The following is a 14136-nucleotide window of genomic DNA, read 5'->3' as shown; positions in this document are numbered from 1 at the left end:
CAGCGGCCTGAGCAATCACCGGATGGTGAACAACTGCTCGAAGTTGGAAATGGTTAAAATCTTGCGAACGTCGTTGTTGCAGTTCTCAATGGCGATGTTGGCATTGTCACCCCCGGCATAGTCCCTCAACAGGAGCAACATGCCTAGCGCTGAGCTGTCGAGATAGGTCGCATCCGATAAGTCCACAATGTAGCCATCGACATCTTTACCGCCATGTTCGTAGGCATCACGAAAGGCCTGATGGGTACTGAAGTCAAAGCGCCCGTCTATACTGATAATCAAGATTTGACCGTCGTGACTGCTGCGGGTATGAATCGGCATCCGCAAAACCTCCGGTGATTTTCACTGAAACATCTGGCCCCACGACTTACGGCAGCCTGTATTTATATAAGGATAGCCCAGCGTAGCCAGTTTGCATGGAGTGAGGATTGATTCAGCGTTTACATCAACGGCGGCGACGGGCAAAGGCACGGCCCGCAGCTTCATCGGACAGCTTCTGTTCCTGCAGATCCTGCACCCTGGACTCTTGCTGGCGACAGGTCGCGATGTATTTCTCCATACCTCGCCGTCGCTCCCAAGCCTGCTGCCATTCATGCCGGCGGGCTTCAAAAACCGCTTGGGCCTGAGTCAGTTGCTTTTGTTGCTGCAGGATTACCTGATCAAGCTGGCCAATAAATGCCTGCCACGCCTGCAAGCGGCTAACCTGCACCACGCCGTGCTGGCTGTTGCGGATCTGATCCCGATACTCCTGCTGATAGCGATTCAGGTTGTTTACCTGTTCGCTGTGTTGCTCCACCAACTCACGGGCCTTGCCCATGTGCTCCAACGCTTCTTTTTCCTTGCGTTCTTCCAGAGCAAGCACGACGGCCAGGCGCTGAGAGCGCAACATCAATCACCACCCCGGTTGGCATTGGCAGCCACAGGATCGGGAACGGCAGATTTCCGGCGATCGGGTGAGCGACGCTCCGGAACTACCGACAACAACCCCTCAACACTCTCGGGCAACGAAGCACGTTCGTTCAGGTCCTGCTGCAGGAACTGGCGCATATTGCCGATATGAGTAATGGCAAAGTCGGTTTCCGGATCGGAACCTTTCACGTAAGCGCCAACGCTGATCAGGTCCCGCGCTTGCTGATAGCGGGAATAAACCTGCTTGAAACGCTGGGCTCGGGCAAAGTGCTCAGTTTCTGTCACTTGCGGCATTACCCGGCTAATGGAGGCTTCTACGTCGATGGCCGGATAATGCCCTTCTTCCGCGAGCCGGCGCGAAAGCACAATGTGGCCGTCCAGTATTGCCCTCGCCGCATCCGCAATGGGGTCCTGTTGGTCGTCACCTTCGGTAAGCACGGTATAAAACGCAGTAATAGAACCGCCCCCAGGCAAACCATTACCCGTGCGCTCTACCAACTGTGGAAGTTTGGCGAACACGGAAGGGGGATAACCTTTGGTGGCTGGGGGCTCACCAACCGCCAGCGCAATTTCACGTTGGGCCTGGGCGTATCGGGTCAGCGAATCCATCAGTAAAAGCACCCGCTTGCCTTTGTCGCGATAATATTCGGCAATCCGAGTGGTGAGCATGGCCGCTCGCAAGCGCATCAGTGGCGAGTCATCAGCCGGCGAGGCCACCACAACCGATCTGGCCAGTCCCTCTTCACCCAGAATGTCTTCAATAAATTCCTTAACTTCCCTGCCCCGCTCGCCAATCAGCCCAACCACGGTAATGTCGGCATCGGTAAATCGCGTCATCATGCCCAGCAGCATACTTTTACCAACGCCACTGCCGGCAAAAAGTCCCAGGCGCTGCCCTTGGCCAACGGTCAACAAGGCGTTTATGGCCCGGATGCCACATCCATAGACTGCCGCACGGGGGCTCGATTAAGAGGTTGATGATTTCGCCGGTAAGGGGAACCCGGGCTTCGGCCTGAAGTGGCCCTTTTCCATCAAGAGGCTCACCACTGCCATCCACCACGCGGCCCAGCATAAGGGCCCCACCGGAACCCGGCTGGCCGCAGACAGCGGAACCACCCTGGCACCTGGCTTCAGACCCTCAATGGCGGTCAGCGGCATAAGGTACACCTTGTCATCTTCGAACCCGACAACCTCAGCTTCAACCGTGCCTGAACCCTCGCCCTTGATCACACAGCGATCGCCCACAACCATAGGGCAACCCACGCACTCCAGCGTTAGCCCAACCATTCTGGTCAGGCGGCCTGAAAGCTCGGGTTCTAAATCTGCACGCAACTGCGCCTGGTATCGGCTCAGGCGATCAGCCAGGGAGGATGTCATCAGGCTTATCCTCGGTGGGAGTATCTTTGGTAAGGTCTTCGCTCGGGGTTTTCTCCGGCGTGCTCAGCACGTCCCGCTGAAAGTCTGTCAGGTCGCCCATCAGGCACTCAGGTCTTCGGACTCGCCGATTTCGCTGTCGTCTGTCTGTTGCTCCAGCATGCGCTGAACGGCGCGCTGGAAGCGCTTTTCAACGGTAAAGTCGACAAGGCTGTTGCGGGTCTCAACCCGGCAGCCGCCTGGCAGTACTTTGTCATCTTCCACAACAGAAGCTGCAGCCTCAAAGCGCTCAGCAACTTCGCGAACTGCGCTGTAGTCGTCCGGGTGAACATACACACGAATATTTTCAGCCGTTGAAGGCAGCGCCTCAACGGCCCGGCGCACCACCTGCCGTATCTGAGACGAGTCAATCGTCAGCTCGCGATAAACAACGGCCCGGGCAAGTACCATTGTTAGATTAAGCAGCGAGGTTTCAAGTTCATCCTGGTGCCGGCTAATCGGCAAAACCAGCTCGCCCAACATTTGTTCAAGGCGCTCAATGCTTGCGGTGACTTCTGTGCGGGTCTCGTCGTAACCTTCGCTGTGTCCGCGCTCTTTGCCCTCAGCGAGCCCAGCCTCCACCCCTTCTTTGTGGCCCTGCTCGTAACCTTCTGCGAGGCCTTCCTGTATACCCTGCTCCCGGCCTTCGCTCAAACCGTCTTCCCGCGCAGCTTCGCGAATTTCGGCAATATCGCCAGCTGTCAGAGGTTTGACACTGCGCTCTTCCTCACGGGCAACTTCATTGCCTCGGGCATCCAGCAACGGAAGTTCCCAGCGCTCGTATGCGGTTAGCTGTTCTTTGGGAATACGGTTGAGGTCTTTGGAGGAGTCTTTCATCACATCATTTCTTCGCCGGCACCGCCAAGCGTGATTTCTCCCGCTTCAGCCATGCGGCGGGCAATGGTAATAATGTCTTTCTGGGCTGACTCCACTTCGCTGACCCGCACCGGGCCCTTGGCTTCCAGATCGTCTTGCAGCAGTTCAGAGGCACGCTTGGACATGTTCTTAAAGATTTTTTCCTGCACCCCGTCATCAGCGCCCTTCAGCGCGACGACCAAAACTTCAGAAGACACCTCACGCAGCAGCGCCTGGATACCCTTATCATCAATATCCTTGAGGTTATCAAATACAAACATAAGGTCTTCAATGGTGGTGGCAAGATCCGGATCCATGTCCTTGATGGAATCCAGTAAACTGCCCTCAATACTGCGGTCCATAAAGTTCATAATGTCTGCAGCGCGTTTTATTCCACCAATGCGACTGGTTTGGGCCGCTGAGCCACCGGAGAACTGCTTTTCCAGTATGTCATTGAGCTCTTGCAGGGCTTGGGGCTGAATGCTTTCCAGCGAAGCAACCCGCATCATTACATCAAGGCGCACTTTCTCATCCAGCGTTGCGAGAATTTCGGCAGCCTGATCAGGGTCCAGATAAGAAATAACAATGGCCTGGATCTGCGGGTGCTCATAACGAATGATATCGCCAACGGCTCTTGGCTCCATCCATTTGAGCGTATCCAGGCCGGTGGTGTTGCCACCAATGAGAATGCGATCAATCAGGCTCGCGGCCTTATCGTCACCCAAAGCCTGGGTGAGCATGGCACGGATATAATCATCATTACCCACGCCCAGGCCCGTCTGGCCACCTACAGCATCTACAAACTGACTCAACACAAAGGACACATCGTCCTTACTGACGTCTCGCATTTGAGCCATGGCAACACCCACCCGCTGAACCTCTTTCGGGCCCATATGCTTGAGCACTTCGGCTGCATCTGCCTCGCCCAAAGACATCAGCAAAATGGCAGCCTGCTCTACCCGCGGAATTTTCCGCTGAGGCGTTTGAGGCGCATCATTTCCCGGCAGTCTGGATTGATCAGTCATCAACATTCACCCACTGGCGCATCACCTGAGAAACCCTCGCTGGGTCTTCAGCAATCAGGCCTTTAAGAGCATTCAACTGCCTATCATAACCGTCTGTAGCGCCCGGCAAAAGCAAGTCGTCCTGAGAGGACATGGCCTGGCGCAGGGCATCGTTGCCTTCGGCACCATCAAAGCCACCGTAACCATCCGAATCGGATTCGTCACCACGCTCACGCCGCCCACCACCAGACAAGCTTTTCAACGTCGGACGCAGCAATCCAAGCACAAGTACAAGGATAACCAGGCCAGCCAGCACTTGCTTCATTAAATCCCAGAACCAAGGCTGCTCCCAGAACCCCGGAGTTTCAAATTCAAATGTTTCTTCCGGGGCAAACGCAGTATTCATCACGGTAACGCTGTCACCACGGGAGGCTGAGTAACCTACTGCATCCCGCACCAGCATGCTCAAGCGCTGCAATTCCGGCTCGGGCCAGGCTTCATAAGTCACCGCACCGGTATCCGGATTAATCACCTTCATATCGTCTACAGCAAGCGCAACGGTTATCCGCCTCACGCGCCCCAACTCCTGGCGGGTGTAGCTTACCGTGCGATCCATTTCATAGTTGCGAGTGGATTCCTTACGCACATTAACCGGTTGTGCAGGCACTGCTCCCTCAACACCGCCCGTCGTTGCGCTTGCCTGTTCCGGCACGGTGGCATTGGCTGGAGCTGGTTGGATAACGCCCCAGGAATGCCACCATTAAACCCCGCAACACGCTGTTCTGTAAGGTCACGCTCACTGCGCACCGCTTGTTGTTCCGGGTTGAACAATTCCTCAGCCTGCTCCACGGATGAGAAATCCAGATCCGCAGACACCTCTGCCCGGTACCGACCTTCGCCCACAATCGGCGCAACCAGGGAAGCAACACGGCGAGTCATGCGTTCTTCAAGCCGCGAGGTGTACTCGTACTGATCCTGCATACGCTCGCCATCGCCACGGCTTTCTTTACCGGTCAACAGGTTGCCATTCTGATCAACAACCGTGACGTGATCCTTATTCATCATCGGAATGCTGCCAGCCACCAGATTCACAATCGCGGCGATCTGTTCCTGTTCCGGCCGGCGGCCTGCAAATGCTTCGAGAAATACCGAGGCTGTGGGGTCACGGGCATCCCGCACAAAAACGGAACGCTCAGGAATCGCCAGATGTACCCTGGCACCGCGAACACCACGCATGCTGCTTATAGTGCGCGCCAGTTCGCCTTCAAGGCCGCGGCGGTAGCTAACGGTTTCCATGAACTGCGACGTACCCAAGCCACGATCCTGATCAAGCAGCTCGTAACCCATGGTTTTTTGGTCTGTTACGCCCTCGGCAGCCAATTTAAGACGGGCGTTGTAAACCTGATCAGACGGCACCAGCAGGGCACCGGTGCGGGTATCCATCTTGTAATCGATGCCGTTGCTCTCGAGAATCGTGGTTACGTCTTGCGGATTGTATGCCGACAAGTCGCCCACCACCGGCTGGTAATTGGGCTCCTGCGCCCAGAGCACAACCGCAACGCCCAATGCAACGCTGGCTGCAAGGGCCACCATGAGGCCAATCTGACGTAAAAGGTGCAGCCGGTTAAATCCCAGAAACAGGTCGCTATTGCTCTCGGAGCCATTGCCTCCCTGGGCGGCTGGCATGTTTGAGTTAGTTTCTGCGGGAACGCTGGCCATGTCTGTGCTCCGTTATCAGATTGGCATATTCATGATGTCTTCGTAAGCCCTTACCACGCGGTTACGCACCTGGGTTAAAGCTTCGAAGGACACAGTAGATTTCTGGGCAGCAATCATCACGCGGGTAATATCTACATTTGGATCGCCCATATTGTAGGCCGTCTGCAGTTCGCCGGCATTTTTCTGAACCTCATTCACGCTATTGACCGCTTTGCCCAGCATATCCCCGAAGCTTGTTGTCTCTTGGGTCTGGTCAACCTGGCGCGGCCCGTCAATGCGTCCACGCACCGACTGGTCTTGTTCAACCCGTTGGTTCTGATTCATTTGCGAACGCAGTGAACGAATATCGGACAGAACACTGTTGATGTCGGCACGCTGAACCATAACTTTCTCCTGTCACCACCCCGGCTGGGGCAATCATGCTGATCTATCTGTATGGGTTACAACCAAGCAATGGCCAGGCCACAATTATTTTATCTTTATTTTCCATGCAGTTAGAAACAAAAATAGACGATGAACATTCATTGACGACAGAGTTTTGACAGGCTGTAGTTACCCACAATACCTGTGGATAAGATTGTTAACACAGCAGGGACAGCTACCCTACAACACCATGGAATGGGGCCTGCAGGGAACTGGTGTGAAATTGATCAAGATGCATGCCATCTGGATGCACAGCCAAAAAAAAAGCACCCAGAGGGTGCCGTAAGGAAGGGGTATTACAAAAGGTGTTTAGGCCATGGCCAGCTCGGCATCCAGATCAATTCCGGCTTCGCGCATTTGCGCCAGCTTGTATCTGAGCGTTCTAGGGCTTATGCCCAATTGCTCCGCTGCCTTGTTACGGCGCCCGCGCTCACTCTTGAGTGCCTGAATAATAATCCGGAATTCCTGCTGGCGCAGATCATTTTCGAGCGATCCAGCTTCCACCGTTAGCGGGTCTGGGTAGCTTACTTCTGCAACCCCGGAATTAAGGGCCGAAGCAGCTGACTGTTCAGGGTTGTGGGAGTACGTCTCTTTAATCGGCTCCGACGCCGGGGGCAGAACTGCCATCGCGCCAGCAGCCCCATGGCCATCAAAACGGCCTGTGGCGCCAAGAACAAGACACAGATCCTCGGCGTGGATAACATTACCCTGATGCAGCACCAGCGATCTCTGAATGGCGTTATCCAGCTCTCGCACGTTGCCGGGCCAACCGTGCTGCATGAGCGCATTGCGGGCATCGGTAGCAAAACTGACACCTGTCAGTTTCATTTTACGACAGTGCTTTTTCAGCAACGACGTTGCCATCGGCAAGATATCCAGCGGGCGCTCTCGCAGGGGTTGCCAATGCATGGGGAATACGCTCAGCCGGTAGTATAAATCTTCACGGAACCGCCCTTCCCGTACGAAATCAGCCAGATCCCGGTTGGTTGTGGCAATCACACGAACATCCAGCGTGATGGTCTTACGCCCACCTACCCGCTCCACTTCCCGCTCCTGCAGGACACGAAGCAATTTGGATTGCAGTGCCGGATCCATTTCTGACACTTCATCCAACAGAATCGTGCCGCCGTTTGCCTGCTCAAACTTGCCTGGAGCGGATGCAACCGCTCCGGTAAAAGCACCTTTCTCGTGTCCGAACAGAATGGCTTCGAGCATGTTTTCAGGAATAGCCGCGCAGTTAATTGCTACAAACGGCCCATCCGCCCGGGGAGACTGCTGGTGAATATACCTGGCCAATACCTCTTTGCCTGTGCCGCTTTCCCCGGAAATCATCACAGTCGAATCACTGCCAGCCACTTTAGCTGCCAGCTGAAAAATACGCTTACTCGCCGGGTCCTCAGCCACCGGCTCATCGCCGGATTTCTGCCGGCTGCCGCCCACTACTTTGGTAACTGCGTCAACAAGCACTTTGGGCTCGAACGGCTTAACTAAATAATCCACCGCACCGGATTGCATGGCAGACACTGCGTGGCTGATCTGGCCATACGCGGTAATCAGCATCATGGGCAAGCCCGGGTACAACCGTTGCACCTCGCCCAGCAACTCATGGCCGGAAAGCCCGGGCATGTTTACATCGCTGACCACCATATCGACCGGCGCCTCTGCCAGCTGCATCAGCGCTTCATGAGCATTCGCGGCCTCGCGTACGCGGAACTTCGCCAGCTCCAAAGTAGTTATCAGCGCCTCGCGCAGGTCGCGGTCATCTTCAACAATCAGAATCTGGGCCTTGGCCATGGTTGCCTCCGGTCAGCCTATGTTACGCAATAACGGCAGACGCAGAGTTGCGACAGCGCCACCCTGCTCCGGCGATTCGATAAAAAACTGCCCCTGGTGAGCCTTTACAACAGCCTGCACAACCGCCAGGCCAAGCCCCGTGCCGTGGGACTTAGTGGTGTAGAAAGCCTCAGCCAACCGCTTTGCCTCCACTTTGCCAAACCCCGGACCGTTATCCATAACCCGAATCAGCAATTCATCCGACTCTAACGTAGCCTGAACAGCCACGGCAGTCGCACCGGCCTCAAGGCTGTTATTCACCAGATTGGTACAAGCTCCCACCAACGCATCCCGGTTACACATCAACCGACAGTCCGCTGGCACATCATTCTTTAACATCACATCCGAACCGGCTTCAGGCTTGAGCCTTCCAGAGCGGCTTCCAAAGCCGAAACCAACGTTACGGCAGACAACTCCTCCGCCAAGCGGGTTTCGCCCCGTGCAAAAATCAACATATCCCGCACCTGCTGTTCCAAATGCGTAAGACGTGACATCAGTCGAGAGGCGCAGCGCTGGCGCATCTCTTCATCCAGATCGTCCTGGGTTAAATGGCCTCCATAGAGAATCGCCGCGGACAACGGCGTGCGGATCTGGTGCGCGAGAGACGCGACCATTTTACCCATGGCTGAAAGCCTCTGAGCGTGGGCCAGTTGTGATTGCAGGTGACGGGTTTCTGTAAGATCTGTGAGCAGAATCAACTGCCCGGGCTGGTTGTCCATCGTACGAATCTCAATGCTCACCCGGCGCCCATCTTTCAGAGACACTTCATGACCATCATCCTGGCGTGGCGAGAAACAACGACGGATCACATCTACCCAGCGCTCACCATCCAACGGTTCACCCAGCAACGCGATAGCTGCAGGGTTACTCTGAGACACCGAACCTTGGCTATCCAGAACCACCACGCCAGCCGGCAAAGCTTTCAAAAGAGTAGAAAGCCGGTCAGCCAACTGCTCCTTCTCCTCCAGCTCTTGCTGACGTTGCAGCGACTCGTGGCTCAGCTCTCCAGACAACTGATTTACCCGCGACTCCAGCGTGCGATAGGAATCGGTAATCTGTCGCGACATCTGGTTGAACATCTCCAGCGCCGAATCCACCGCCTCATCATCCTGCTGCGGAAACAACGCCCTAACCTTATCGTTAGCATCCGCCGCCGCATTGGCCTGTGCCTCATGCTCCGCCGACTGAATGACAAATTGTGCCTGACTCATAACCTGACTCCCGATTAACCCTTCACACTGGGCCACACCCTTCGGATGATTCGTTTACAAGTCACTAAGCCAGCGCCGTGCCAACTAATATTTATTCATATATTTCAATGACTAAAATAACTTAAAGAAAGGTAAGCGACGGTTTTACGTCGCCCTGAACGCGAAAAACGCCAAAGGCTACAAACCTTTGACGTCTTGCTGGCATTAAAAAAGAACCTGCTCAGGATTGCTCAGGCTCTTCCTCCCGAAGCCCATACTTCCGAACCTTCTCAACAAGCGTAGTCCGCCGAATTCGCAGTTTCTCCGCCGCCCGGGCAACCACCCCGCCAGCCTCATCCAAAGCTTGCTGAATTAGCTGCTTTTCAAGGTTCGACAAATAATCCTTGAGATCAATACCATTCACCGGCAACAAAGCCGGAGCATCCAGCCCCACCAAACCCGGAATACCAGAAGGCATACCCGAATCTTCAACCGGCCGGTTCTCATCAAAATCGTCCACATACCGGAATTTCTTCGGCAACTCCTGCACTCCAATCACCGAGTAAGGGTGCATAATCGAGAGCCGCTCTACCAAGTTCGCCAGCTCGCGCACATTACCTGGCCAGTCGTGCCGGCACAGGCTCATGATCGCCGCCGAATTCATCCGCAAAGAGCCTCGTTTTTCCTTCTCCATACGGGAAATCAGTTCGTTAATCAGTAGCGGAATATCTTCCACCCGATCCCGCAGAGAAGGAACCTCAATGGGAAAGACATTCAGTCGGTAATACAGATCTTCCCGGAACTCACCCGACTCAATCATATCTTCAAGGTGCTTATGAGTCGCTGCGATAACACGGACATTCGCAGAAACTGTCCGATTGCTGCCCACCCGCTCAAACGTTCGCTCCTGCAATACCCGTAAAATTTTCACCTGCATACTGAGAGGCATGTCGCCGATTTCATCCAGAAACAGGGTGCCTCCCTCAGCCAACTCAAAACGCCCAACCCGGGCCGTAATGGCACCGGTAAACGCGCCTTTTTCATGGCCGAAAAGCTCACTTTCTAACAGCTCCGCCGGTATGGCGCCACAGTTCACGGGCACGAACGGCTTGTCCCGCCGCGATGAGTGGTAGTGAAGGTTCCGCGCAACCACTTCTTTACCCGTACCAGAGGGGCCGGTGATCAACACGCTTACATCTTTGTCTGCCACCTGCTCCATCAACTGGCGTACATGCTGAACCTTACGGCTGGTACCAACCAGGCTACGGAACAGCTGCAGACTACGTTGTTGACCCCGCTCTTTAGAGCGGCGGAACTGGTCTACGTATATTTGAGCACGATAAAGCGAATCGACAAATTTGGTGTAATTCAGTGGCCATTCCAAACGAGCAATGATGCGCGCGGCATCCTGCTCCGCCAAGCCTTTGAGCGGGGGGTCGCCCAGCATAAGAAAAGGAACACCCTGAACCGCCTTACACACCGCCTCGATAGTGCTGACGATACCCGCGTCTTCGCCGTTTACGACGACAACAGAAATGTCTGCCAGGCTTTCAATATCACCAGATTCAATGAGTGCCTGGGCTTCCTCACCCGTAATAACCTGTTCTTCGCCAATGAATTCCAGGATCGTCGCCATGTCCCGGCGCTTCGACTCACCCTCACTCAGCACCAGCACCTTGTTATTTTTAGACATTCACAAGAATCTCTTTGGGATTTGGGCGGTATTTAAGACTGTAAAGCCGAAGGAGTCAATTTTATGACGCTACTTAGGGCGGGGAGTGGAAATATTTTGGTATGCCTTTGCCGCACTATGGTTACGATTTACCCCTTTCAACGCCAGCTCCGCTTCCGCTTTAGCCCGGGTAGCTGACTCGCCAGCCGCGTCCGTAAACTGACGCAATTCTTCGAGCCGCGTTCGCACCAGCTCCGCGTCGAGCTGCCCAGCCTCTAGCGCTAGCATTAAAGGCTCTAATGCAGGTTTTATCTTTTCGTTGAGACTCACCAGTGCGTCCCAGTTTTGCTCCGCCAAAGCGCGACCAAGATCCGCGAGAAGCTGATCGACACCATCCAGATGGACTTGAAGCTCAGGGGGGAGACTGTTTTGCCGGTCAGCCATCACGTTTTCTCCTTGCAAAAAGGGATAAGGACGTACGACCTAAACAGGTCACCAGCGAACGCCAGCGACCTGTCGTTAGTGCGCAGGAATCAGCGGCGAGCAGCCCGCCTCGCAGAGGAAGCTGAAAATTCGTTGCCCCGGAATCCTGGATCAAAATCGTAGGCTGGGTAGTTATTATCCAAGCCATCAATGTAGTAACGCTTCGCCTTGAGGTCGTAAGTCATCTCCATGGTAGTCCAGAACACAGGCTCTTGGTAATAGCTAATGTTATGGGCCTCAGAAACCCGCCATAGGTTACCGGCGTTGTCATACTCTTCTGACATCAGGATCTGCCAGCTGTCTTCATCCACATAGAATACACGGCGGTCGTAGATATGCTTGATACCTGTGCGGCGGGTTGCCTCAACCACCCACACCCGGTGTAGCTCATAGCGTGTCAGCTCCTGATTAATGTGTCCGGCACGGATAACATCACCCGGTTGAACCGACGGCTCGTGCAGCTTATAAGCATTATAAGGAACAAACAGCTCACGCTTACCCTTCAGTTCCCAGTCGTACTGGTTCGGAGCGCCGTTATACATATCCTTCTGATCTACCGAGCGCAGGGAGGAGGAGTTTGGCAGGTCCGTCTCATAGGCAAGGTTCGGCGATCGCCTCAAGCGCCGAGAACCCGAATCATAGCGCCATGCCAGGCGAGGCGAGCGCACCTGGTCAAGGGTTTCATGCACAAGCGTTATGGTGCCAGCCAGAGTAGAAGGTGAGATCGTATCGGTTTTCAGGTAGAAAATTTTGTTGTCGATATCAGCAAGCTCTGTGTCTTTCTTGCTGTATGCAAAGTAATAATCGTACTGGTTGACCACCGGGTTGAAGGAGCCATCCACCTGCGGGGTGGCTGATGCGCTGCGGAACGACACCTCTTCACCGCGATAACGCAGAATGTGGTTCCACATAACCTCAAGGCCGCTTTTGGGGATGGGGAACGGGCTGGTCATAATGGTATTACGTACGCCGTTGCCGTTCTCCAGAACTTCTGCGCTCAGGGCATTTTCATAGTATTTATCATACACATGTTCGGGAAACGCAGCGGTTCGGCGAGTCTGGTAAACCGGCATAAAAAAATTCGGGCCGTACTGGCTCAACATCTGGATCGAGCCCGCTGAGAGCTTATCTTCATACAGGTGCATATTGTTTGCGGTGATCACAAACATAGCTTCGTCTTCAGGAAACGGATCTTTTTCAATCTGGCCCTTGCGCCAGTTGGCTGGCCCTTCAAGCAACCCTCCGGTCCACTTCGGAATACTGCCAGAAGCATTGGCTCCGCGCTCGGCACCCACCGGCGTCAGATCTTTCTTTAACCGTTCAGCTTCCGCTATCGATACGCCTGACAGCACCTGCCCGGAAGCCCCGAACAAAAGTACTGCTACACATGCGACAAATTGGCTCCGCATTCCCTACTCCTCCAGACAATCTATAAACCCATAAGCGTGGCTGATTCTCGCTAATTTCAAACGCCCGTTTCAAGTGATTGTTTGTGTTTTATTGTCACGCGAGTACAAGACAGAAGGAGTAAAGAAATCTGCGCGCAAAAATGATAAGATGGTGGATTAATTCAGGCGGGCACTCACTGATTTCGCAAAAGTGGTTTTTGTCTAGATGCTGCTTGTTGCACCAGAGCGCTCAGCGGGTATAAAAGGTTAATGAAATGTCACCATCGTTTTTCGAAATTGTACAATTGAGCAACGGCGATTATGCCTTGCGACGCATTGACGACGACAGTGCGCCACTGGTCAAGATTTCGTTTTCTACTGAGGCTCGCGAAATGATGGATGACCGGGAGTTGTCAGTGGCAAAGGCAATGATTGCCGCCGGAATAGAAGCAGCCGGAAGTGTCACACACGATATTGACTGGGACGATGACGAGCTGGACGTTCCAGACGCACAGCCCGCTTACACGCTTCACTAAAATGGCGCTCAGCGCTGCCTAAGCACTACGCCGTGGCTATTACCCTCAGCCGCCGCTTTTTGTAGCGAATCAAGGGCCGTCCTGCCCAGTTTACCCGTCCACATAACCACTGCGTGACAGGTGCCTGCGCTCAAGGCGATCTCTGCAAGCTGACGGGCCGGGTATTCTGCAGTAGAACGCAAAACCAAAAGCTCTCCGGTAACAATGCCGTGCATTTTCTGCCATTTGCTAACCAACGTTTGGGGCGGATCTATCCACGCCAGCCAACGCTTTTCCTGATTGAGCTGAGTTAACATAGGCAACAGCAACTGAAAGTTTTCTACCTGACCTTCCGGCAGGATGATTTCAGTAACATTACCCATCGGAGTGGGGCTTACAACGTTCGGCTTATTCTTGGCTCGAATAACGGTGCGCTGCTTCCGGGCTGTGTACTCTGGCACTGGGCAAGCCAAATTACTTTGTTGCCACGCCATGTTTTGATTGAAGCTAAGTTGTTCCATAAATCACCCGTTTTTCAATGCGTCTGTGGTTATACCAGCCCGATCAGTGCAGATCGGAACGTCGGATAACACCCACACCCAGTCCTTCAATGAATAATTCTTGCTCTTTCAAGTCGACCTCGATCGGCGCGAACTCTTCATTTTCGGCGATCAGATAAACCTTTGAGCCTTCCTTTTTGAAACGCTTCACTGTGACTCATCCCACCACCCT

General features: G+C 54.2%; 11 protein-coding genes and 4 pseudogenes. 1 reads left to right on the top strand and 14 read right to left on the bottom strand.

Annotated features, from left to right (window positions below):
- Nucleotides 1-15: 15 nt before the first annotated feature.
- From BCA33_RS16795 to BCA33_RS16740, 12 genes and pseudogenes are all read right to left on the bottom strand, one after another.
- Complete coding sequence (locus BCA33_RS16795) at nucleotides 16-321, bottom strand: STAS domain-containing protein (protein WP_071267661.1); 306 nt, start codon at nucleotides 319-321, stop codon at nucleotides 16-18.
- 124 nt (nucleotides 322-445) lie between these two features.
- Nucleotides 446-889: a flagellar export protein FliJ gene (gene fliJ / locus BCA33_RS16790; RefSeq protein WP_071267659.1), complete on the bottom strand. Its 444-nt coding sequence runs from the start codon at nucleotides 887-889 to the stop codon at nucleotides 446-448.
- A gap of 65 nt (nucleotides 890-954) precedes the next feature.
- A pseudogene (gene fliI, locus BCA33_RS16785) lies at nucleotides 955-2286 on the bottom strand (flagellar protein export ATPase FliI); the annotation flags it as partial.
- A 99-nt stretch (nucleotides 2287-2385) separates the two neighbouring features.
- Nucleotides 2386-3159 carry a flagellar assembly protein FliH gene (locus tag BCA33_RS16780; protein WP_254774535.1) on the bottom strand — a complete coding sequence of 258 codons (774 nt, stop codon included), beginning with the start codon at nucleotides 3157-3159 and terminating at the stop codon, nucleotides 2386-2388.
- On the bottom strand, nucleotides 3159-4202 hold the full coding sequence (gene fliG / locus BCA33_RS16775) for a flagellar motor switch protein FliG (RefSeq protein ID WP_071267875.1): 1044 nt from the start codon (nucleotides 4200-4202) through the stop codon (nucleotides 3159-3161). Before fliG ends, BCA33_RS16780 begins: the two co-directional genes overlap by 1 nt.
- Nucleotides 4195-5900, bottom strand: a pseudogene (gene fliF, locus BCA33_RS16770) (flagellar basal-body MS-ring/collar protein FliF). Before fliF ends, fliG begins: the two are co-directional and overlap by 8 nt.
- 15 nt (nucleotides 5901-5915) lie before the next feature.
- Nucleotides 5916-6284 (bottom strand): flagellar hook-basal body complex protein FliE, encoded by a 369-nt coding sequence (gene fliE / locus BCA33_RS16765; RefSeq protein ID WP_071267658.1) that lies wholly within the window; start codon nucleotides 6282-6284, stop codon nucleotides 5916-5918.
- Between the two features lie 348 nt (nucleotides 6285-6632).
- Nucleotides 6633-8117 (bottom strand): sigma-54 dependent transcriptional regulator, encoded by a 1485-nt coding sequence (locus BCA33_RS16760; protein WP_071267657.1) that lies wholly within the window; start codon nucleotides 8115-8117, stop codon nucleotides 6633-6635.
- Between the two features lie 12 nt (nucleotides 8118-8129).
- Nucleotides 8130-9367, bottom strand: a pseudogene (locus tag BCA33_RS16755) (PAS domain-containing sensor histidine kinase).
- Between the two features lie 220 nt (nucleotides 9368-9587).
- Entirely contained in the window at nucleotides 9588-11039 is a 1452-nt protein-coding gene (locus tag BCA33_RS16750) for a sigma-54 dependent transcriptional regulator (protein WP_071267656.1), read from the bottom strand.
- A 69-nt stretch (nucleotides 11040-11108) separates the two neighbouring features.
- On the bottom strand, nucleotides 11109-11462 hold the full coding sequence (locus BCA33_RS16745) for an SOS cell division inhibitor (RefSeq protein ID WP_071267652.1): 354 nt from the start codon (nucleotides 11460-11462) through the stop codon (nucleotides 11109-11111).
- Between the two features lie 89 nt (nucleotides 11463-11551).
- A complete protein-coding gene (locus tag BCA33_RS16740; RefSeq protein ID WP_071267650.1) occupies nucleotides 11552-12910 on the bottom strand; it encodes a DUF1329 domain-containing protein in 1359 nt (452 codons plus the stop codon).
- A 254-nt stretch (nucleotides 12911-13164) separates the two neighbouring features.
- Here BCA33_RS16740 and BCA33_RS16735 point away from each other — a divergent pair, with 254 nt between their 5' ends.
- Complete coding sequence (locus tag BCA33_RS16735) at nucleotides 13165-13425, top strand: hypothetical protein (protein WP_071267648.1); 261 nt, start codon at nucleotides 13165-13167, stop codon at nucleotides 13423-13425.
- 8 nt (nucleotides 13426-13433) lie between these two features.
- Here BCA33_RS16735 and BCA33_RS16730 read toward each other — a convergent pair whose 3' ends face one another.
- Entirely contained in the window at nucleotides 13434-13925 is a 492-nt protein-coding gene (locus BCA33_RS16730) for a cell division inhibitor SulA (RefSeq protein ID WP_071267646.1), read from the bottom strand.
- 43 nt (nucleotides 13926-13968) lie between these two features.
- Nucleotides 13969-14121: pseudogene (locus tag BCA33_RS19980) on the bottom strand (S24 family peptidase); the annotation flags it as partial.
- Nucleotides 14122-14136: the final 15 nt, after the last annotated feature.

Source organism: Marinobacter sp. AC-23, assembly GCF_001858325.1.
Classification (GTDB): Bacteria; Pseudomonadota; Gammaproteobacteria; order Pseudomonadales; family Oleiphilaceae; genus Marinobacter.
Note: the sequence above shows the minus strand (reverse complement) of the source record. Positions and strands in the feature narration are given on the sequence as shown.

Bases quoted from the DNA above. Each gene is read 5' to 3' on its own strand.
- BCA33_RS16795 (WP_071267661.1), bottom strand. From the start codon at position 321: ATGCCGATTCATACCCGCAGCAGTCACGACGGTCAAATCTTGATTATC.
- fliJ (WP_071267659.1), bottom strand. From the start codon at position 889: ATGTTGCGCTCTCAGCGCCTGGCCGTCGTGCTTGCTCTGGAAGAACGC.
- BCA33_RS16780 (WP_254774535.1), bottom strand. From the start codon at position 3,159: ATGAAAGACTCCTCCAAAGACCTCAACCGTATTCCCAAAGAACAGCTA.
- fliG (WP_071267875.1), bottom strand. From the start codon at position 4,202: ATGACTGATCAATCCAGACTGCCGGGAAATGATGCGCCTCAAACGCCT.
- fliE (WP_071267658.1), bottom strand. From the start codon at position 6,284: ATGGTTCAGCGTGCCGACATCAACAGTGTTCTGTCCGATATTCGTTCA.
- BCA33_RS16760 (WP_071267657.1), bottom strand. From the start codon at position 8,117: ATGGCCAAGGCCCAGATTCTGATTGTTGAAGATGACCGCGACCTGCGC.
- BCA33_RS16750 (WP_071267656.1), bottom strand. From the start codon at position 11,039: ATGTCTAAAAATAACAAGGTGCTGGTGCTGAGTGAGGGTGAGTCGAAG.
- BCA33_RS16745 (WP_071267652.1), bottom strand. From the start codon at position 11,462: ATGGCTGACCGGCAAAACAGTCTCCCCCCTGAGCTTCAAGTCCATCTG.
- BCA33_RS16740 (WP_071267650.1), bottom strand. From the start codon at position 12,910: ATGCGGAGCCAATTTGTCGCATGTGTAGCAGTACTTTTGTTCGGGGCT.
- BCA33_RS16735 (WP_071267648.1), top strand. From the start codon at position 13,165: ATGTCACCATCGTTTTTCGAAATTGTACAATTGAGCAACGGCGATTAT.
- BCA33_RS16730 (WP_071267646.1), bottom strand. From the start codon at position 13,925: ATGGAACAACTTAGCTTCAATCAAAACATGGCGTGGCAACAAAGTAAT.